Genomic DNA, 19,690 nt, shown 5'->3' with positions numbered 1-19,690 from the left:
GTGACACAGATGGGCCATGCCACAGCGGGCGAACCGCCTTCAGACACTTTCGAGATTCACCTTACGCAGCAGCTGACCCTGACCAATCTGGTGAACGAGGCAGGACTCTCGGAGATTGCGCGTGCCGCTGGCGGGGACAGCTTTGTGGTCTGCGACCTCAATACGCACGGGGTTCAGGGATGCGCTGATCTGCGAGCCGCCCTCGATAACCAGAAAATGGCCGCCGAGTTGGTGGCGATAGGTCTGATGATCCTTGTCGCAGTTCTGGTGGGCACGATCGCGGCCACCTTTGTGAGGCTGCTCGCGAAGCGGGTGGCTCTTCTCAGGGAACAGTGCGCCGATGCCTTTCTCCCGCTGCACAAGGGTCGCGAAACGCCCCTGAAACGGGCCGCCAACATCATCATCAGGAAGGAGAAAAGACATGGCATTTGACTACGAAGACGCAGGGACCTTCGGGAGCGAGCGCGAGGCAAAGGACTGGGCGCAGCGCAACAAGGTCGATCTGCGCGATCTGCACATCCGCAACGTCGGTGGCCAGCGGGTCGAGGTGGGAATCCGGAAGAGCGCCTACGGCCAGCGCGAGGATTACGACAACCGGCACGGCCAAAGGCGCGACGGCTTCTGGCGGTGAAGTTCTCTACGATGTGGCCGGCTGAGGCCCGATGAGCCATCGGATCAATTGTGGAGGGCGTATGAGCCCCGAACAGATCAAAAATCCGATCTTTTGGCTCAATGCGTGATCCATCGGCGCGCAGACTGAGGGTAGGCGGCCTTGCTTGCGGCGAAAATGAGGCGTAAATGATTGTTGTTATGGCGTCGAAATGGCTCATTATTGGGGCAGGAGGACGTTATGAGCACTATCAACCCGGAAAAATTGATCTTTCTTCGTAAGGAAGCTGGACTGACGGCCGAAGCGTTGGCCGATGCGGCTCACGTTGGCCGCGCGACCATCACCCGAATTGAAAACGGGAAAGCAGGCGCCACGCGAACAGAAACAGTCAAGAGGCTGGCGAGCACCCTGAAATGCCAGCCTGCGGACCTTTTCAAACCTCCCGAGCCTGATCAGGCTCGCAGCCTGTTCAACGATCGCGCGCCCCTAGACCTCAGCATCTCAACCGCTGCGCAGAATGCGCTGGAGCTCGTGGCCATGCGCTACAATGAGACCCGCGAAACCATCCTCGAACTGGCACCACTGCTCTTTGATCTCGTTGCGCGCGAAAGCCTTTTCGAGCGCAACGAACGGCTGACTGAACTCAGCGCCCGGCGCGATGCGGTAGCCGGAATGGATCGTCACTTTTCGCACTTGGGCGGCAGGTTTCTGCATGACTGGCAGGCGGAAGAGGTCGAGGTCCTTGAGGAAACCTCGATCAGAAATCGGGATCTTCGCGCCTCCCATGTGCTCGAGAGTGATAGCATCGAGGATGCCTTCGTCCCGCTGGATTACGACGAAGAATGTGACAACCCCTTCGTCGGCCATCTCAAGCGGCGCATTCAAGCGGTGCAGCGCGATGGCGACGAAGCACCCTCAATCGATGTTTGGCCGATTTGGCGAAGCCCCACCTACGACATAGGGGGTCAGGAAGCGTTGGTCGTCGCGCAAGGCGACGAGGAACTGGCCAGAGCGATCCTGACAGGTGCCATTCCTCTCGCGAGGCTTCCGAAAAGCCTGCGGGTCCCAGGTGCAGAAGAGGCGCGACTGGCCTGGATGCGTCAGCAAAAAGCACAGCACGACGAGAAGCTCCAAGAGCTCCTTGGCGATCTCCTTATCGATGTAACCGGGTAGGGGCCGCATCATGAACAAGAACCCATTTGGCGTCGGCACCTTGTCCGGTCGCGGCGCAGCTCAGCCGACCCGGCACGGCCAACGACGACAGGCTGATCGCTGTGTTCCGCAGTTCATCATCGATGCTCTAATCGACTTTGGCGAGGAGCGGTTTCTCGGAGGTGAATGCAGATCATACAGCTTCACCAAAGCCACGTGGAAGAGGTACGCCCACTACATGGGGCCCGCGATCGCGGGGCATGAGCGGTTCCGGAATGTCTATCTCGTCGTTGCGGGCGAGAATTTGATCGTCACGGTGGCTTGGCGGCATTGACGGACAATTGGCGCACCTCAAGCACAATATCGAATTCATCAGATTCCGCGTCTGCAGAAGGACAAGGGCCAATGGTCGCACGAGCATCGAAAGTGAGGGCCTTCTCAGGCCGTGCGGTTGCTAGCCATATGCCAATGATCGCTCTGAGAAAGAGCGCGGTGGAGCCTTGAAAAACATTCTTGGAATTTTTTGTGCCAGCATATTCCGGGGTTACTTGTGATTATCCGGTGTGGCCTCTGCATATGGGCTTAGCCAACAAGGCAAAGTGTGGTGCTAGTAGTCGAGGGGAAGGTGTGCACAATGAGTTTACTGACGCTGGTCGCGAGTGCCGCGTTCATCTGCACGCCGGTTGCGGTCTGGGATGGAGATGGCCCGATCTGGTGCGCGGAAGGGCCGAAGATCCGACTGGGCAGCATTGCTGCGCGCGAATTGGACGGCAGTTGCCGGGCAGGCCACCCTTGCCCGCGGTCTTCAGGGGTCGAGGCTCGTGATGCGCTGGTAGCTCTTCTGGGCGGAGCCAAGGGGAGGCTTTCTACTGGGCACGTAAAGGTTTCTGCACCGCCAATGCGCTGCCGGGCTTCGCATCAAAGTTACGGTCGGGTCGTTGCGTCTTGCAGGTTGAGCGATGGCCGCGATCTCGGCGCTGCAATGTTGCGCACCGGCACAGTTGTGCGCTGGCGCTGAGCCAGCGTCCGTCACGAAGTGGGGGCAAGCTGCTTCGTGCTTTTACCCCCTAGTTCAAATAAAGCCCTGCCAGCTCAGATCCGGTTTCGAAGGCATGGAGATAGGCACGTTGGTCGTTGAGGGATCGCTAGAGCCGCTCAATGAATACCTCATCCATTCAGCGACCATAGCGGTCACCGCCTGCGCTCGAAAATAAAGCTGCGCCATCGATAAGGCTCCCGCCCCAAGGCATCCCCAGCTTCGGCACGGTCGAGGCAGACCAACCCGGCAGTAGCAACGGCCGTAAGAATTTCGTCGTCCGAATGTGCAAAGAAAATGTCGGCGGGCTCACCCGACATTGGCTGGCGGACATTAATCGCGATGCGCCCGCTCGGCGCCAGTAACGCCGCCATGGTCATGAAGCTCTTAGTCAAGTCAGTCGGCGGGACCAACATCAGCACAGCCGAACAGAGGATAAGATCGAAGCGGCCAAAATCGGTGATCCGCGCCAAGTCGGGCAGCCGGTCATCGATCCAGCGAATGCCAGAGGCGCTCGCCACTCCGATCGAACGAAGGCCGACTGATGGCTCTACCGCGGTGACGTCGAGGCCATGGGCCGCCAGCGCGCGCGCGTCTCGGCCGCTGCCCGCGCCAATATCGAGCGCCGCCCCACCCACTGGCAAGTAGCGGGCCAGCAACGGATGGACCGCCTCGAAACTCACACTGTCATAGCGTGCGGCAAAACCTGCTGCGTCGCGATTATAGTAATCAACGGCTTCGCTCCGTTCGGATACAGCCATCATTTTCCCACCTCGGTCGTGAGTGCCTTGGTGAAATATGCGGCGGGATTGCACGCGGCGATGCCAGAGCCGATCGCCGTGAAGAACAGCATCGCGGAAAAAATCCTCACAATGGTGTAATCGCCCTTCGTGCGGCGCTTCCCATCATAGTCCCGAATATCCTCGAGAACCTGCTGCATGACCCATCGCAAACGCACCAACGCCCCTATCATCAGCAAGTTAGCGAGGCACGCGAAAACCAGCAGCATAGATCGCGCTGATGTGCTGAGGGCAAAGCTAGCGACCGCAAACCACAATCCGCCGGTCAGCGACATGATGATAAGCGGTGATTGCCACAGAAATCCATTGAGCGAACGAAAGTCCTGGCAGCGCTGCTCATAAATCACCTTCTGATCGCGCGTCTCAGCGGCTACATCGTCACTCATGAATCGTACACTCCTCTCCCAACTATTTAGCATAGCACGTCGCGCTATGCGCAAGTGTGCGTGAACATGGGGGCGCCAATTTATCTCGATGGCTTTGCCACCTTGCCGCTCTCCCCGGAAGCTCGCAGTGCCATCCTTTCGGTCTGGGACCATCCTGGCAATGCCGGTTCCCCCAACGCGGCCGGTGAACGCGCCGCGGGCATCATCGCCGATGGTCGTGCGGAAGTGGCAGCCCTCATCGGCGCGGCGCCTGGGGAGATCATTTTCACCTCCGGAGCGACCGAAGCCAATAATCTTGCGCTGCTGGGTGTGGCACAAAGTGCTGTGAAGGGTGAATTTGATCGGAAACGGATTGTCGTTTCAGCGGTGGAACATAAGGCCGTGCTGGAGCCGGCGCGCATGCTCGAGAAACAAGGATTTTCGGTCAGCATCGCTCCGGTCGACAGAGAAGGCCGCCTCGATCTCGCAGCTTTCGAAGACTTGCTCGGTGATGATGTGCTGATCGCGTCAGTGATGCTGGTCAACAATGAGACCGGGGTCATCCAACCGGTCGCCGAAGCTGCTGCATTGGTACATGCAGTGGGCGGGTTGATGCACAGTGACGCCGCGCAGGCGGCGGGGAAGATAGCAATCGACGTGCTTGACCTCGATGTCGATTATCTAAGCCTGTCGGCGCACAAATGCTATGGCCCGATGGGCGTCGGTGCGCTCTATGTCGGGGCCCATGCACCTAAGCCCATGCCGTTGGTGCATGGCGGTGGTCAGCAATATGCGGTTCGTCCCGGTACTGAGCCGGTGGCGTTGATCGCGGGCTTCGGGGCCGCCGCTAAGGTTGCGCGTTCACGCCTTGAGGGTGATGATTGCCATGGGCGGCTGCTTATATGCAAGCTGCTTGAGAGGCTCGCATCGCGGCAATTGCGTTTCAGCCGGATAACCGGAGATGCCGCAGTAGTTCCGGGTAGCGCTGCACTCCAGCTTGCCGACGTCGATGCCGATCAATTGTGTGTCACGGTTGCCCGTGATGTTTCGCTTTCCACCGGATCGGCGTGTACATCCGGTCAAATCAAACAGTCGCATGTCCTTGAAGCTATTGGAATTTCCGAAGATGACGCACGCCACGTCATCCGCATTTTCTGCCATCGCTATCAAGATGTCGATGAGGTAGAGGCCGCTGCTGACCGAATTGTAGCCGCTGCTGACCAATCTCGGCTTGCTGCTGGAGAGGTTCGCCAGTAGCGTTCACATATGAGACGAGGAACGGTAACATTTGATTCGAAAGGGCAGTTTGCGGGCCATGAGACTTTCCCGCTCCGCCTTCTTTGGCTGAAAAAGGCATTCGACGCAGTGGGCGATCAGGCCGATGCGAGAACATTCCAAGAACAAGAAGCCATCGCACGCTTCGGCGTCGGCCGCAATATGGCAGCCTCAATGCGATACTGGGCACTGGCAACTGGCTTCTTCAATGAGGTGGATCGGGTTATCACCCCCACCCCGCTCGGCCGCGCCATCCTCGCCGATGATGGCCTCGACCCGTATCTCGAACAAGCCGCAACGATTTGGCTAGCGCATTGGCGTGTAGCCTCAACGCCCGACATGACAACGACGGCTTATTATGCCTTTAATCACCTCAGTGCGATTGAGTTCGATCCCGCCATGCTCGTCGAAGAATTGTTCGCGCTTGTCGAGGACAATGGTTGGCGCGCGACGCGCGGAACCCTTAAACGTGACATCGAAGTTTTCCTGCGTAGCTATGTCCGGCGCGGCGACAGCCTCAATGAAGATGCGGCTGAACCGCTGCTGGCTGAACTCGCGATCATTCGCGAAGCGCGTCTCGGCGGTTGGTATGAGTTTGTGCGTGGCCCTAAACCTAGCCTGCACGACGCAATCTTCGCCTATGCGCTTGGCGATTATTGGGAGCGGTCAGGGGGATCGACCACGCTGACCGCAGAACAGATTTGCTATGCGGCTGGCTCGCCGGGTCGTGTGTTCAAGCTCGACGAAGACAGCGTGGTTACGCGCCTGATGCGCCTCGATGACCTGACCGAGGGCGCATGGAAATGGGTAGACACGGCAGGCCTGCGCCAAATCCAGCGGACGGGCACGTTTGATGCGATGACCACGCTTAGCCTCGCTTATCCCCGTTCAAGCCTGAGGGCGGCAGCATGACCAAGCTCGCTTCGATGGTGACAATCGACCGCCGGTTCGCGCGTTCGGCACGTCTCGATGCTGACCTCAATGGCACGCCCCCGCTGGTTGGCTATGTCCTGCAAGCAAGCATAGCCAAGGCTCTGACAACACTTGCTGAAAGCCAATGCGACAGCCACCAAGGCGCTTACACTTGGACCGGACCATATGGCGGCGGTAAGTCCAGCGCCGCACTGCTTGTCGCCAATCTGGTCGCTGGGACCAAAGGCAATCGCAAGATAGCGCGCGATATTGCCGGCGAAACCCTTACACGCCTCTATGTTGAAGCATTTCCCGAACCCAAAGGGCGCTGGAAGGTGGTCGCGGTTACTGGCAGTCGGGCCCGCTTGCGCGACGCCATTGTCGAAGCTGCGACCCTCGCTCTCGACTGGAGTTCGGCGCAAGCCGCTGACTATGGCGCAAGCGACGACGCCCTGATTGCTGCGCTGATTGCCGGTGGCGAAGCTGCGTCGAGCGGCACGCTGCTGATCCTAGACGAACTCGGCAAGCTGCTCGAGCATGAAGCGCTTGAAGGCGGCGATGTGCATTTGCTGCAAGATCTCGCCGAGCGCGCGACACGCAGTAAAGGCCGACTCGTCGTCATCGGCATTCTGCACCAGTCGTTTGAGCAATATGCCGCGCGCGCGGCGCGCGATGCCCGTCAGGAATGGGCCAAAGTTCAAGGCCGTTTCCAAGACATCGCCTTCCTCTCCGGGGCCGATGAGACAGTGGCGCTTTTGGGTCGGGCAATCACGGCCGAACCTCCAGCCAATGCTGTCGAGCGCGCTGAGCTAGTAGCCGAGGCAGTCGCTAAGCGCAGGCCGACGGAAGTTGGAGTGCTCACCAAGGCGCTAACCGATACGTGGCCGCTCAATCCTGTCAGCGCCTTGTTGCTCGGACCGATCTCTCGTGCGCGCTTTGCGCAGAATGAACGAAGCGTATTCGGGTTTTTGAGCTCGGCGGAACCGTCGGGCTTCCAAGAGTTTCTCGAGCATGCCGAGGAGGTCAGTGGCACCTACGATCCTGCGATGCTATGGGATTATATGGCTGCCAATTTCGGCATGTCGCTTGCTGCCGGAAATGACGGCAGTCGCTTCAGCCTTGCCTATGAGGCGATCGAGCGAGCCAGCGCAAAGGGCCAAGGCCTGCATGTTGCGCTGACCAAGTCGGCGGCTATCATCGAATTCTTTCGTAACGGCTCTGGCCTTGCCCTCGCAGATGATTTTCTTGAAGCAGCTGTGCCGGGCGCAACGCCCAAGGCGATCAAAACGGCAATCAGGGATCTGCTAGATTGGGCGATCCTAATCCGTCAGCCCCGGCTTGGCGGCTATGCGCTGTTTGCTGGCAGCGATTTTGATCTCGATGAAGCGATAGGCCGCGCAGTGGCGCCGGTCGATTCACTCCAGCTCGAGGGCATTCCGCAGCGGGTGGGTTTCGGCTTTGCCGCCGCCAAGCGGCATTATTTCATGACGGGCGCCCTGCGGACCTTCGAGATCGCGCTGCAGGTGGTGACGCCCGAGGACAACGTCGACGGCCTCGTCGAACGCATCCTGGCACGCCCGCAACGAGGAAGCGGTCTAATGCTGTTGTTGCTGAGCGATGGCACGTTGCCGCGCCAGGCGACCGACGCGCTCACCAAAGCGACTGCGAAGGCGCTTAATGGGAGTGGGCGCGTCATTGCGCTCGGCAGTGCCAGCGAGAGCTTCGCGCTGCGCAACGCAGCGGCCGAGCTTATGGCAGTCGAACGGGTCTTTCGCGAACATCCGCAACTCGAAGGCGATCGCATCGCCCGTCGCGAGATCGCCGCGCGGCAGTCGCGTTGCATCGACGAATTGCATCGCAAGCTCGAAGCGGCACTGGAAGGCGCCAAATGGTATCTCTCGCCGTCCCCGGGTAAGTCGCATTGCGAACCGCTTGCAGTCATTGCCAGCATGCTGGCCGATGTTGGCTTTGCCAAAGCGCCGATCCTCAAGAGCGAATTGCTCCAGCGCGACAAACCTTCGTCCAGTGCCATGGCGGCGCTGCGTGACTTGGCTCATGCGATGGTCAGCGGACTTGAACTCAAGCAGCTCGGCATGAAGCAATATCCCGCCGAGCTGGGTCTCTATCTCACTGTACTCAAGCCGTTCGGGCTGCACCGGGAAATCGAGCCGGGCCGCTTCGATTTTTCCAGCCCGGATGACAGCCTAGAAGGCCAGTCACTGCAGCCGGCCTGGGAGGTGCTGGACCAAGCTGGCGACGAACCGCTCGACATAATCTACGCACGTTGGTCCGCGCCTCCATTTGGCATAAAGAGCGGAGTCATGCCGGCGCTTGCGTTGGCATATATGCTCGCCAACCGGGATACGGTGGCAGTCTATATCGACGGGGTCTATCAGACGACGATCGACGATGTTGTTGTCGACCGGCTGCTGCAAAAGCCCGGCAGCTTCCGTTTGCGACGCATTGATCGCTCGATACGCGAAATGGCGTTTCTTAGCGGGCTCGCCAAATTACTGAAGGTCACGGAGAGCAGCGCATCGCTCCCAATCGCTGCTGCCATTTTCCAGCGTTTCGAAGCGCTACCCAATTTCGCCAAGCGCACCTTGCGTATTGATGCAGACGCTAAAAGCATTCGCAGCGTTGTGATGAAGGCCGACGATCCCGAGCGGCTGTTGTTCGATGATCTCCCCGCTGCGCTCGGCGATCGGCTATCGCCGGATGTGATCCACAATGCCATCATTGCGGCCGAGGCAAGCTATCCGGCGCTGCTCGATGAACTGCGCGTGGCGCTTGGGCGCGCACTCGGCATCGATCATCGGGATTTTGGCGGCATCGCCGAACGCACAAAGCTGATCCGCGGCATGACCAACGACTATAATTTTGACGCCTTCGCCGATCGCGCGGCGGCAATCGAACAGGGCACCGGGGATATCGAGAGCTTGGTCAGTGTGCTGCTGCACCGCCCTGCGCGAAACTGGTCGGACCGTGACCGCGAAGAGGCGCTGACCGAAATTGCACGCTATGGCCGACGCTTTCGCGAACTCGAGGCGCTAGCGGTAGTTCGTGACCGGCGCACCCATAGCGAGGCGTTGGCGCTGGTGGTCGGACTCGATCCCCTTGCTCCTCCGCTGATGCGCAGCTTCATTCTCACCGATCAGGAAAAGACGGCGGCTGCGGGCATGGCGGACAAGCTCGTTGCGGCGCTCCGCGCGGACAAAAGAGGCAGTCGCTTGCAGCTGGCTGCGCTGGCACGCGCTGTGGCTACACTTGCCGCCGAAACTGAGGATGAGGCTGAAGCGGCATGACGAACGAACGCCATATTCTCGGGATTTCGGGCGGTCGCGACAGTGCCTCGCTCGCTGTCTACATGCGGCAATACCATCCGCACTTGCCGCTTGAATATTTCTTCACCGACACGGGCAAGGAGCTACCGGAGGTTTATAGTTTTCTGGACAAGCTCGAGGGCTTTCTAGGCAAGCCGATACAGCGGCTTAATCCCGACCGCGATTTCGATTTCTGGCTCGACGAATATGGCAATTTCCTGCCTTCGCCACGCACACGCTGGTGCACCAGGCAGCTCAAATTGCGCCCACTCGAACATTGGCTAAAAAAGGATCTCGAAGCCGGCACCACGATCCATAGCTATGTCGCGATCCGTGCCGACGAGCCGAGCCGAGAAGGCTATCAGGCGACCCACCCCAATATGCGCGTGCATTTTCCATTGCGTGATGCTGGAATAGACCGCGCAGGCGTACTCGAGATCCTTGACCAGTCGGATGTCGGCGAGCCAGAATATTATAAGTGGCGATCGCGGTCGGGTTGCACCTTCTGCTTCTATCAGCAGAAAATCGAATGGGTGCGGCTCGCCGAGAACCACCCCGACCGCTTCGCCGAAGCGATCGATTATGAGAAGACTGCGCTCAAAGACGGCTCGCCCTTTACCTGGAGCCAAGGTGAAAGCCTGACCGAACTGATCGCACCCGACCGCGTCGACCAGATCAAAGCGGATTATGAAAAGCGCCGTGAGCGCCTCCGCCGCAATCGCCGGACCAATCCGCTTTCGGCCAACACCGCCGAGACGATCGACGATGTCTATGGAATTGACGAAGGGTCGAGCAGCTGCGTGATTTGTCACAAGTAATCACGCATCAATTGCAGCTTCGATTGCAGCAGCAAAGGCGACGCCATCGGCCGGCCTTCGAGACTTTTGGTGTTGAAGAGCGCGCTGGATTGGCTCGAACAGCCGGGCGGGTCCTCTCCAGTCATCGACCGTCAGGAGGCCACATGGGTGGCGACCCGTGGCAACGTACCAAAACACCGAGGCCAGCTGGAAAACGTCTGACGCCTGACAGATAGCATCACCCTGCCCCAGTCGTCGATTATGAGCCTCAGGTGACAGCCAGTATTTAGGTCCAATCGCCTGGTCGCTCGGTGTAATATCAAGTTCGGGTCTGTCGGAGAAGCGGCAGAGGCCATAGTCACTCAAAAGCCATCGATCTCCGGATACGAGAATGTTCTCGGGCTTAATATCACGGTGGATCGCTTTCGCATGTAGGTTGGCCAGGCCCCGCGCGAGTCCACGAAACTGGCCGACATATATCTCTGGGGGAATGCGGGACTTCGAGGCGATGTCCGACAAACTGCTGTCTGCAAGCTCCATGATCAGGAACGGGCAACGTAAGCCACGTGTTCCGCCCGAATGGCGGGTCCTGCCAGTCCCGCGATATCGCACGATGTGCTCATGCTGCAGCTCCTTGAGGAGCCTCACCTCGCGATAAAACCGCTTAAGAATCCGGCCACGCGGCTGCATGAGAAACTTGATCGCATATTCAGTACCAGAACTGCGCTCGACGCATCGAAACACCGACCCATTGCCGCCGCGTGCGATCCAGTCTCCGAGCGAATACGAACGGCCATCTTCTGCGACCAGAGTATCGTCAATCTCGAAATAGCGGCCTTTTCCGAGCTCGTCAGGATCAAAATAGATCAGGCTGGTCATCGTCGGCCACGGAAGGTCGTTGGATGATCCGCCAGTCAGCAAGTTCGGCAGCGCAGCTACTATGGATCCAGCAGACGTTGTCGGTCTGAAAGGGGGCGTTTGCGGGAGGGGGCGGAATCCTACGCTAAGGATTTGGGCCAGCGATATTCCCCGGTTAGATTGATGTGTTCCCATCCCAACGGCGAGACGTGGGCGAGTAGATCAGGCGCGATATGGGTACCGCTGGCGGCCCGGGTATTGACGACCTCGCCGAGCTTCATGGTGTTCCAGAATATGATGATGGCGGCGAGCAGGTTCATTCCGGCGATGCGATAGTGCTGGCCTTCGCCGGATCGATCCCGGATTTCACCTCGGCGGTGGAAGCTGATGGCGCGCTTTAGGGCGTGGTGGGCCTCACCCTTGTTGAGGCCGATCTGAGCCTGGCGCTGGAGGCCGGCATCAAGAATCCAGTCGATCATGAACAGGGTTCGCTCGATGCGGCCCACCTCTCGCAATGCGAGGGCCAGCTCATTCTGGCGCGGGTAAGAGGCGAGCTTGCGAAGAATCTGGCTGGGGGCGACGATCCCCGCTGCGATCGTCGCCATGATGCGCAGGATGTCGGGCCAGTTGCGCTCGATGAGCGGTTCATTGATCTTACCTCCGACCAGCGCTCGCACATTGGCCGGCGTCGCGTTGGGCGTGAAGGCATAGAGTCTTTTCTGAGGGAGATCGCGGATACGGGGGGCGAACCTGTAGCCGAGCAAGGCGCAGGCGGCGAACACATGATCGGTGAAGCCGCCCGTGTCGGCAAAATGCTGGCGAACGCGGCGGCCCGCGTCATTCATGAGCAGCCCGTCCAGGATATAGGGAGCCTCGCTGACCGTTGCCGGGATCACCTGGGTTGCGAACGGCGCATATTGATCGGACACATGGCTGTATCCCTTGAGGCCCGGGACGTTGCCATATTTCGCGTTGATCAGATTCATCGCCTCGCCCTGCTCGGTAGCAAGGAAGAACTGCCCGTCGCTGGATGCCGATTGCCCTTGTCCCCAGAAGGCGGCCATGGGCAGGGCGGCGTGGGCCTCCACGATCATGGCGAGCGCCCGATCATAGGCGCTGCCTTCGACATGCCAGCGCGCGATCCGCAGCAATTCCCAGAAGCTGTGCGTGTTGGTCGCCGCCGCCATCTTGCGCAAACCGAGATTGACGCCTTCCGCCAGCAACACGTTCATCAGGCCGATCCGGTCGCTGCAGGGCGCGCCGGTGCGCAGATGCGTGAACGCCTCGGAAAATCCGGTTCGCTCATCGACTTCCAGCAACAGATCGGTGATCCTCGCGGGCGGGAGCTGTTGATAGAGATCGAGCACGAGATCCTCGGCCCCTTCGGGCGTGTCGGCCCTCAGCTTGTCGATGTGCAGCTTGCCGTTCTCGATGATGCCGCCTGGGATCGTGCCGGTTCGCGCCGCGCGGCCAAACTCCTTCAGCCGTGTATCCAGTCGAGCCCTGCGCTCGGCCAGCCATTCGCCGGGTCGCAGCGGCACGGCGAGCCGCGCGGTCTGCTCTATCGCCTGTGGCGGGACCAGAAGCTGCTTGAGGTCGCCATAGCGGCGCGATCCCGCCAACCATATGTCACCGGACCGGAAGGCGTCGCGGATGTGGAACAGCACCGCGATTTCCCAAAGCCGGTGGTCGCCGCTGGGCTCAGCGCGAAGATGACGATGCCATTTCGAGTTGGGACGTAGAAAATCCACCGGCGGATCGACCTTGATCCCGTTACGCAGCATCGCAACGGCCGCCAGAAGAGGCGTGGCGATCGGCGCCGCCTGCATGTCGAGCAGGCGCAGCATCCTGGGCGCGTAGAGGCGGAAACGGTGATAGCCGTCCAGCACACGGCTGAGCGGGTCGGCCGCGAGCACGTTGGTCAGCGCGGAGGCCGTGGCGACAAGGGTTCTGAACCGTTCCCAGCCAGGCCCGGTGGCGATTATCCCGTCCAGGGCCGTGCCATCGTCCTGCGCTCCAAGCAAAGCACCACCGATTTCGGCAAAGGACTTCAGCGTGTCCCGAACGGCCGCCTTTGCGTCGGCGATCCTGGTGTTGCAAAGGCGTTCGGAGGCCCGATAGAGACGGCCTACGATGCGATCGTGGGTCTCCACGATGACATCGGCCAGCGATGACCGCCATTCCAGGGTGCAGACAGCGAGGATCGCAAGCCGCCTGTCTTCGGGCAGATCACGCATGCCGTCGGCGTAATAGCGCTCGCCCTGCCGGCGAAGCCGGGTCACACGATGCGCCGGCACGCCGTCCAGCAAATCCGCCGGAAGATCGAACCTTTGAAGATATTCCAGTCGATCCATCAGCCGGTTAGCGGCTGCTGAATTTGCGCCAACCTCGAACTGTCGCAGCCATACGAAGCGCGTGACGCGACCATCCACCGTATCCTCCAACAGGTGAGCCAAATTCTCGCTCAGGGTTGGCGTGATGCGATGGGCGATAAGATCCTCGATCCGGCGCTCGGCCTCAACCAGCGCATCGGCGCAAAGGCGCTCGATCGTCGAGGAGCCGGGAAGGATCGTGCGGGTGCGGCGACACTCCGCAACGAAGCGACGGGCAAGATCCTCATTCGATGTCGCCGCCTCGGCTTCCCGAGCGATCCATTCGCGCAAATCCCGTGCGCCCCGCCCCGAAAAGGAGCGATAGCCGTAGATTCGGCGAAGGTCCGCCAGATGCTCGTGCCGGGTCTCCTCGCGCGCGGCATAGAGGAGTAGATCGTCGCTGGTCAGGCCGAGCTGGGCCGCGATGAAATCCGATACCTGCGCCGGGATCAACTCGCCAGGAGCGAGCACCCGGCCCGGGTAGCGCAGGACGCACAGTTGCAGCGCGAAGCCAAAACGATTGTGGGCGCGCCGGCGCTGGCGGATATGCCCGAGATCCTCATCGCTGAGGGTATAGTGCCGCAGCAGCTCACCTTGATCGACCGGCAAGTGAAGCAGCGCCTCGCGCTGTCGATCGGTCAGGGTCACGCGACGCGGCATACATGCTCCTTATTCTTTCCGAGCTACGGTTTGAGATAGCTTGATTGAGATGCTGGTTAAGATACACAATAGCCCAATCTTATGTGCTCATGTTCGTCACCGCCTCAAACCTTCGTTTGTGATCCATGCTGATGCCGCACAGCGTGGTCGTGGCGTCGGACGCTCAATTTACTCGACGGTCGAAAGCTGGGCCGCTGCGAGAGGTGCCACAGAGATTCGGTTGGCCGTGCTGGAAGCGAATGAAGCGGCAGAGCGATTTTGGCGTTCTCTCGGCTTCATTGAGTATCGGCGCGTTGGGCCAGACACCTTCAAAATGCGTAGCCATCGCCGGATAGAACTGAGCCGTCGCCTTTCTGGCGCGACCGTAGAAGGCAGCAACAAGTAAGATCTCGCGCCGGCTATCTGGGCGAGCTTGGCGTAGGATTCCGCCCCCTCCCGCAAACGCCCCCTTGATCTCGCAAAGCACATACGCGCTATCGCTGGTGGCTTCACCAGGGCGAAACAGGAAGTCGGCGTCCCAAAGAAGCGGAAGATCGTGGTCGGCGATCGACAATAAACTTTGCATCTCCGGAATCCAGCGATCCTCTATTGCTTTGCGTAGGTCTGCGAAGCGAGTCACTTCCGGTCCGAACATGACGCGGCCCACCGGCTGTGGGGTTGACGACATTTTATCAATGGACGTTGGCGTCATCAGCGCAGTGATTAAGTTGTGCCCAAAGCCCACTACACGGTGCCCGCACACGTAGCAGCGGACCATGCCCTCGGACGACTGCGGCTGATAAGCCTGATCGATCAGCACGCCGCCGTCGTTCAGAAACGGCACCCACCTATTCAGGAACTCAGCCAGGCTGATCCGCTCCGGCTCGCTTCCTTGGCGAGCCTCTTGAACTTCCACCGACGTTTCCAAAGCAGGATCGTCTCCCGCTGCGGCCAGTTGGACACGCCATACATTTCTGCCGCCGTTGCCGTAGTTCGGCTTCAGCACGCGCGGGCCAGCGGCAAGATGTTCGGGAAAACGAGCGTGAAGGCCTTCAGCGTCTACGTATCGATCGACATCGCTGCCCCATTCCATCGACCGCGTTGTGTAGAGCACTTCCTTGACGCCGATTTTGGCGATCACGTCGGGATGCGCGCTAACGACAACGCCGCACGCCGCGACTTCGCGCAGCATCGGATCGAGCAGCGAACGGTCGCCTGAGATATCCAAGGGATTCACCCAGACCAGCACCGCGTCGAACGACAGCAACTCGTCACGAATAGCGCGAACCGCCTCGTCCCTGTACAGTACAGGCCTCGCGGTCGCACCGAGCGAGCGCAACGCTTCAACTATCGGCCACTGTCGAGCTTCATGAAAGCGATGCGTCCACTCGGCTGCTTGCCCGCGCCAAAGAAGAGCGATGTTCGGGCCGGATGTCACTGTTGCATCTCCCATCGGACTTGCCCCCTTTGTGGTCGCCAACTCAGGTGTCGCACAGAAGTGGGTATTAACCCTCGGCGGACGGGTTCAGCCGCCGCCGCGCAAGGCCGCGGCATAGCGCCGGTCGGCCACTTCCCAGTCGATGTTGCGGAAGAAGGCGTCGACGTATTTGGCGGCGGCGGTTCCGTAATCCATGTGGAAACTGTGCTCGTACATATCGAGCGCGAGCAGCGGCACGCCGGCAATCGCGCCGTGCATATGATCCCACGCCCAATGGTTATGCAGCGAGCGGGTGTGGAGATTGTAGACGAGTACGCACCAACCCGATCCGCCGGCAAGGCTCATGCCGGTGCGGCGAAAGTCGGCCTCCCAGCGGTCGAACGAGCCGAACGCCGCGCCCAGCGCGTCGCGGACCGAGCCGGCTGCTTGACCGTTGCCGCCCAGCCCGTCGAAATAGACCTCATGGAGCACGACCGAGCCGGTGCGGTGCAGCTCCTCGCGCTTGAGGCCGCCATAGACCACCGGCGGCAGGTCCGGGTCGGCGAGCGCGGCGGCAAGCCGTGTCTCGATCATGTTCAGAGCCTTGACCGAGCCGGCATAATTGTTCTCGTGGTGCGATGTGATCAGCCTTTCGGAGAGGCCGTCGAGCCGGGCGGGATCGAACCTGAGCGGCTTGACCTGATGGTTGCCGGCAAAGGCGGGGACAGCCGTCCGCACTGCGGTCGGCGTCTGCGCGGAGGCTTCGTTCATAGTCATGGCGGCGGCTCCAATGCCAAGAGTTGCGATTGCACTGCGTCGGGAAATATGGTCGATCGTCACGTGTCACTCCTTCAGATGATCATTACATATGCGGCCCCGAGGACCGAGCAGACGCCGAGCACCGGCAGCATGCCGGCCTTGAACCGGAACATGGCGAGTATCGCACTCACCGCCAGCGCCAGCGCCGGCCAGTCGACGGATGTCCGGACTGGGAGATCGATGGCGCCGGCTGCGAACGGCACTTTGCGGACTTGCTCGAACAGAGTGTGGATACCAAACCAGACTGCCAGATTGAGGATCACGCCGACCACTGCGGCGGTGATCGCCGAAAGCGCGGCCGACAATGCGCGGTTGCCGCGCAGGCGTTCGATGAACGGCGCGCCGGCGAAGATCCACAGGAAGCAGGGCAGGAAAGTGACCCAGGTGGTGAGAATCGCGCCCAACGTCGCGGCGAGGAGCGGCGGCAGCCCGGTCGCCTCGCGGAAGGCTGCCAGAAAGCCGACGAACTGCGTCACCATGATCAGCGGACCCGGCGTAGTCTCGGCCATGCCGAGCCCGTCAAGCATTTCGCCGGGCTGGAGCCAGCCATAGGTCTCAACAGCCTCCTGTGCGACATAGGCGAGCACGGCATAGGCGCCGCCGAAGGTCACCACTGCCATCTGGCTGAAGAAGGTGGCGATGCGGCTGAATACGTCGTCCGCACCGAGTGCGAGCAGCAGCGCCGCGACCGGCGCCAGCCAAAGCACCAGCAGAATGCCGGAGATGCGCAGGGACCAGGACAGGTTCGGCCGCGCATGGTCGGGGAGGCCCTCGCCAAGCGCGGCGTCGCGGTCGTGCACTATTGCGGCACCGGCGGATGGATCACAAGGAGCGACGCCGCCACTGCACCGGCCAGGCCGGCGCCGATGGCGATGCCAACTGCGGCTGGCGAAAATCCGACCTTGGCGAGTTAGATGCCGGTCAGGATCCCGATCATGCTTGTCACCACGGCGCGCAGGAACGCCGTGACATAGAGGATGCGGCGGTCGGTCATAGACGTGCGCCTGAAGTGAGGGATGGATCATGGCGCGGTCGACGCAACGTCCCCGGCCGGGCTGTCCAACAGCTCGCGGACAATCGGCGATTCCAGACTTCTCAGCTCGGAGAGCATTCCCGTCGCGACAAGGCGGCCGTGTTCCATCACGGCGACGCGATCGCCCAGCAAGGCCGCCTCGCGGATGTCGTGCGTGATGTAGAGGACCGAGGCCTGCAGCTCGGCAAACAACCTGCGGAAGAGCTCGATCAGCTCGCGCCGCAGAACGAGATCGAGGTTCGATAGCGGTTCGTCGAGCAGCACGAGCCTGGGCCGAACGACCAGCGCCCGCGCTATCGCCAGCCGCTGGCGTTCGCCGCCGGACAGCTCGGCGGGATAGCAGCGCCGGCGGTCGAGCAGCTCAACCGCGGCCAATGTCCTCTCGATGGCTCCCTCACGCTCGCTCCTGGCGATCCGGCGCGAGGCCAACACGAAGCGGAGATGCGCTTCCACCGAAAGATGAGGCCACAAGCCGAGGTCCTGAAAGACAACCGACAGGCCGCGTTGCTCCGGGGGCACGATGATCCGGCCGTTCGCGCTCGCCTCCCGCTCATCGACGAACACACGGCCGCTGCTCGGCGGCGTCAACCCGAGCGCCAGTCGAACCAGGCTGCTCTTGCCGCAACCCGAAGGACCGAGCAGGCACAGCACTTCGCCCGTCTCGATCGTGAGCGACACGTCGGAGACGGCAGTACGGGTTCCATATTTGAGCGAAGCCTGGTCCAAGCGCAATGCACTGCTCATCGGGCGGCCCTCGCGGCAAGCAGCGGCAGGACAAGCGCCACCGCGATCGCCGACAGCGCCGCCTGGACGCAGGCGAGCGCGGCCACGACCGTCTCGGGTCCGTTCGCTTCGAGGGTGAATATGCGAATCGACAGAGGCTCCTTGCCCGGCGGATAGAAGAGGGTAGCCGTCTCGAGGTCGCGCAGGCAGAAGAGCAGCGTCAGCAGCCAAGCGCCGATGAACGCGCGCGCATGGAGCGGCACGACGATCCGTGCTAGCCGCGTTCCATATCCAGCGCCGAAGACGCGCGCGGCATCCTCGACAGTAGCCGGAAGCTGCGCGCAGGCAGCCGCGAACGCGCGGATGCCGATGGTCGCGTAGCGGCCGACATAGCCAAAGGCGATGATGAGCCAGCTTCCGTAGAGCCATCCGGTTCCGGCGCGGTTCCATAGCGCCACGAGCCCGACGCCGAGAAGCGCCGGCGGCGCAATGAATGCGGCGAATGCGAAGATGTCCATCCCGGCGGCGATACGGTCGCGGCGCGCTAGCCCGTGGCCGAGCGGTATGGCGACAAAAGCGATGACGGTTGCGGCCAGCACCGCGGGCAAGAGGCTGTTGCTCACGCCGTTGCCGATCCAGAGCGGCAACTGGGTGAACCCTTCCCATCCCGCACGCCAGGCAAGCGCGGCGACCGGTGCCAGCGACAACGCCGCCACCAGCCAGCAGAACAGGCTCGCCGGCCCCCGCCATAGACCGAGCGCCATAGGCGGCTCACGAAAGCTGCGCAGACCGAGAGTTGCGAAGGAGCGGCCGCCTGCCGTCCAGCGTTCGGCGACCAGCAGGATCGCGGTCAAGGCGAGCACCGGAAGCGTCAGGAGCAGCGCCTCGGCGGGGGCGAAATCGATGCCGCCGAGCCGCGCGAACACTGCGGCGGCATAGGTGCGTGCGCGAAGGAAGGTCGGAACACCCACCTCCGAAAGGGAGAGCGCGGCAACGACAATTCCGGCGAGCGCGATCGCCGGACGCGCTGAGGGCAGCAATATGCGCATCGCCACCCGGCCCGGCGATGCCGTGACGCGCGCCGCCTCCTCCTGGGATGGGTCAACGTTCCAGAGGGCGAGCGCCGTCAGCGCGGTGACGATCGGTGCCAGCGCGAGGCCGAGCGTCAGCACTACGCCCGCCTCGCTGAACAGGAAGGCGGCCGAGGTCTCATTCCCGATCAGGCCCTGCCGGCCCAGCAGATGGAACCAGCCAAGCGCCGGAAGCAGCGGCGGCAACAAGGCGGGAATGGCATGCAGGATCAGCGCCGGGCCGCGCCGGATCACATCCGTGCGGGCGACCAGGACGGCCATCGGCAGGCCGATCCCAAGCGCCAAAGCGAGCACACCGGCAGTAACGGCAAGGGTGCGAGCCAGCAGGCTCCACAGCGTCGGATCGGCAACCAGGCCGAGGTGAACTCCGCGCCCGCCAGTCGCCAGCCCCACGAGCGGCCACAGCAGCGGGAGAAAACAGGCTGCGAGCAGGATGCCGCTGGCGCTCCCGACCAGGAGGGCCCGCAT

General features: G+C 61.5%; 16 protein-coding genes and 2 pseudogenes. 9 read left to right on the top strand and 9 right to left on the bottom strand.

Features of this window, described 5'->3' with window-relative positions; genetic code table 11:
- From LH19_RS27410 to LH19_RS27395, 4 genes are all read left to right on the top strand, one after another.
- A complete protein-coding gene (locus LH19_RS27410) occupies positions 1-432 on the top strand; it encodes a hypothetical protein (RefSeq protein WP_145923707.1) in 432 nt (143 codons plus the stop codon).
- On the top strand, positions 422-631 hold the full coding sequence (locus LH19_RS27405) for a hypothetical protein (protein WP_054735671.1): 210 nt from the start codon (positions 422-424) through the stop codon (positions 629-631). Before LH19_RS27410 ends, LH19_RS27405 begins: the two co-directional genes overlap by 11 nt.
- A 219-nt stretch (positions 632-850) precedes the next feature.
- On the top strand, positions 851-1,783 hold the full coding sequence (locus LH19_RS27400; RefSeq protein ID WP_145923706.1) for a helix-turn-helix transcriptional regulator: 933 nt from the start codon (positions 851-853) through the stop codon (positions 1,781-1,783).
- 10 nt (positions 1,784-1,793) lie between these two features.
- The gene (locus LH19_RS27395; protein WP_054735666.1) at positions 1,794-2,096 is read left to right on the top strand and encodes a hypothetical protein; all 303 of its coding nucleotides are present in this window, start codon (positions 1,794-1,796) and stop codon (positions 2,094-2,096) included.
- 857 nt (positions 2,097-2,953) lie between these two features.
- Here the strand turns inward: LH19_RS27395 and LH19_RS27390 are convergent.
- Both LH19_RS27390 and LH19_RS27385 read right to left on the bottom strand, forming a co-directional pair.
- Entirely contained in the window at positions 2,954-3,562 is a 609-nt protein-coding gene (locus LH19_RS27390) for a class I SAM-dependent methyltransferase (RefSeq protein WP_054735662.1), read from the bottom strand.
- Entirely contained in the window at positions 3,559-3,984 is a 426-nt protein-coding gene (locus LH19_RS27385) for a hypothetical protein (RefSeq protein ID WP_054735660.1), read from the bottom strand. The genes LH19_RS27390 and LH19_RS27385 overlap by 4 nt, the downstream gene beginning before the upstream one ends.
- A gap of 66 nt (positions 3,985-4,050) precedes the next feature.
- On the opposite strand from LH19_RS27385, the gene LH19_RS27380 reads away from it, so the two are divergent.
- From LH19_RS27380 to LH19_RS27365, 4 genes are read left to right on the top strand one after another with little or no spacing between them, the layout of a single operon-like run.
- Positions 4,051-5,220, top strand: coding sequence for a cysteine desulfurase family protein (locus LH19_RS27380; RefSeq protein ID WP_054735657.1), 1,170 nt, complete (start codon positions 4,051-4,053; stop codon positions 5,218-5,220).
- A gap of 9 nt (positions 5,221-5,229) precedes the next feature.
- Entirely contained in the window at positions 5,230-6,150 is a 921-nt protein-coding gene (locus tag LH19_RS27375; RefSeq protein ID WP_054735654.1) for a DUF4007 family protein, read from the top strand.
- Positions 6,147-9,455, top strand: coding sequence for a hypothetical protein (locus LH19_RS27370; RefSeq protein WP_054735643.1), 3,309 nt, complete (start codon positions 6,147-6,149; stop codon positions 9,453-9,455). Before LH19_RS27375 ends, LH19_RS27370 begins: the two co-directional genes overlap by 4 nt.
- Entirely contained in the window at positions 9,452-10,291 is an 840-nt protein-coding gene (locus tag LH19_RS27365; protein ID WP_054735640.1) for a phosphoadenosine phosphosulfate reductase family protein, read from the top strand. The genes LH19_RS27370 and LH19_RS27365 overlap by 4 nt, the downstream gene beginning before the upstream one ends.
- On the opposite strand, the gene LH19_RS27360 is transcribed toward LH19_RS27365, so the two are convergent.
- A complete protein-coding gene (locus LH19_RS27360) occupies positions 10,292-11,149 on the bottom strand; it encodes a serine/threonine-protein kinase (RefSeq protein WP_054735638.1) in 858 nt (285 codons plus the stop codon).
- Positions 11,150-11,268: 119 nt separating this feature from the next.
- Positions 11,269-14,160 carry a Tn3 family transposase gene (locus tag LH19_RS27355; RefSeq protein WP_054735635.1) on the bottom strand — a complete coding sequence of 964 codons (2,892 nt, stop codon included), beginning with the start codon at positions 14,158-14,160 and terminating at the stop codon, positions 11,269-11,271.
- 49 nt (positions 14,161-14,209) lie between these two features.
- Between LH19_RS27355 and LH19_RS29595 the strand changes: the two are divergent.
- Positions 14,210-14,377 (top strand): annotated as a pseudogene (locus LH19_RS29595) (hypothetical protein); the annotation flags it as partial.
- Here LH19_RS29595 and LH19_RS29590 read toward each other — a convergent pair.
- The 5 genes and pseudogenes from LH19_RS29590 to LH19_RS29130 form a co-directional block, all read right to left on the bottom strand.
- Positions 14,324-15,592: a Cj0069 family protein gene (locus LH19_RS29590; protein WP_145923705.1), complete on the bottom strand. Its 1,269-nt coding sequence runs from the start codon at positions 15,590-15,592 to the stop codon at positions 14,324-14,326. The pseudogene LH19_RS29595 and the gene LH19_RS29590 sit on opposite strands and share 54 nt — an antisense overlap.
- 72 nt (positions 15,593-15,664) lie before the next feature.
- Positions 15,665-16,333, bottom strand: coding sequence for a superoxide dismutase (locus LH19_RS27345; protein WP_201258497.1), 669 nt, complete (start codon positions 16,331-16,333; stop codon positions 15,665-15,667).
- A gap of 74 nt (positions 16,334-16,407) precedes the next feature.
- Positions 16,408-17,190, bottom strand: a pseudogene (locus tag LH19_RS27340) (chromate transporter); the annotation flags it as partial.
- Between the two features lie 206 nt (positions 17,191-17,396).
- Positions 17,397-18,152 (bottom strand): ABC transporter ATP-binding protein, encoded by a 756-nt coding sequence (locus LH19_RS29135; RefSeq protein ID WP_158514512.1) that lies wholly within the window; start codon positions 18,150-18,152, stop codon positions 17,397-17,399.
- Positions 18,149-19,690 (bottom strand): ABC transporter permease, encoded by a 1,542-nt coding sequence (locus tag LH19_RS29130; RefSeq protein WP_054735625.1) that lies wholly within the window; start codon positions 19,688-19,690, stop codon positions 18,149-18,151. Before LH19_RS29130 ends, LH19_RS29135 begins: the two co-directional genes overlap by 4 nt.

Source organism: Sphingopyxis macrogoltabida (assembly GCF_001314325.1).
GTDB lineage: Bacteria > Pseudomonadota > Alphaproteobacteria > Sphingomonadales > Sphingomonadaceae > Sphingopyxis > Sphingopyxis macrogoltabida.
The sequence above is the reverse complement of the archived record's forward strand: the minus strand, read 5'-3'. Positions and strand labels throughout refer to the sequence as shown.

Excerpts from the sequence above, each read along its gene's own strand:
- LH19_RS29130 (WP_054735625.1), bottom strand. The coding sequence starts at position 19,690 with ATGCGGGCCCTCCTGGTCGGGAGCGCCAGCGGCATCCTGCTCGCAGCC.
- LH19_RS29135 (WP_158514512.1), bottom strand. The coding sequence starts at position 18,152 with ATGAGCAGTGCATTGCGCTTGGACCAGGCTTCGCTCAAATATGGAACC.
- LH19_RS27400 (WP_145923706.1), top strand. The coding sequence starts at position 851 with ATGAGCACTATCAACCCGGAAAAATTGATCTTTCTTCGTAAGGAAGCT.
- LH19_RS27365 (WP_054735640.1), top strand. The coding sequence starts at position 9,452 with ATGACGAACGAACGCCATATTCTCGGGATTTCGGGCGGTCGCGACAGT.
- LH19_RS27375 (WP_054735654.1), top strand. The coding sequence starts at position 5,230 with ATGAGACGAGGAACGGTAACATTTGATTCGAAAGGGCAGTTTGCGGGC.
- LH19_RS27405 (WP_054735671.1), top strand. The coding sequence starts at position 422 with ATGGCATTTGACTACGAAGACGCAGGGACCTTCGGGAGCGAGCGCGAG.
- LH19_RS27370 (WP_054735643.1), top strand. The coding sequence starts at position 6,147 with ATGACCAAGCTCGCTTCGATGGTGACAATCGACCGCCGGTTCGCGCGT.
- LH19_RS27355 (WP_054735635.1), bottom strand. The coding sequence starts at position 14,160 with ATGCCGCGTCGCGTGACCCTGACCGATCGACAGCGCGAGGCGCTGCTT.
- LH19_RS27385 (WP_054735660.1), bottom strand. The coding sequence starts at position 3,984 with ATGAGTGACGATGTAGCCGCTGAGACGCGCGATCAGAAGGTGATTTAT.
- LH19_RS27380 (WP_054735657.1), top strand. The coding sequence starts at position 4,051 with ATGGGGGCGCCAATTTATCTCGATGGCTTTGCCACCTTGCCGCTCTCC.
- LH19_RS29590 (WP_145923705.1), bottom strand. The coding sequence starts at position 15,592 with ATGGGAGATGCAACAGTGACATCCGGCCCGAACATCGCTCTTCTTTGG.
- LH19_RS27360 (WP_054735638.1), bottom strand. The coding sequence starts at position 11,149 with ATGACCAGCCTGATCTATTTTGATCCTGACGAGCTCGGAAAAGGCCGC.
- LH19_RS27390 (WP_054735662.1), bottom strand. The coding sequence starts at position 3,562 with ATGATGGCTGTATCCGAACGGAGCGAAGCCGTTGATTACTATAATCGC.
- LH19_RS27345 (WP_201258497.1), bottom strand. The coding sequence starts at position 16,333 with ATGACTATGAACGAAGCCTCCGCGCAGACGCCGACCGCAGTGCGGACG.
- LH19_RS27395 (WP_054735666.1), top strand. The coding sequence starts at position 1,794 with ATGAACAAGAACCCATTTGGCGTCGGCACCTTGTCCGGTCGCGGCGCA.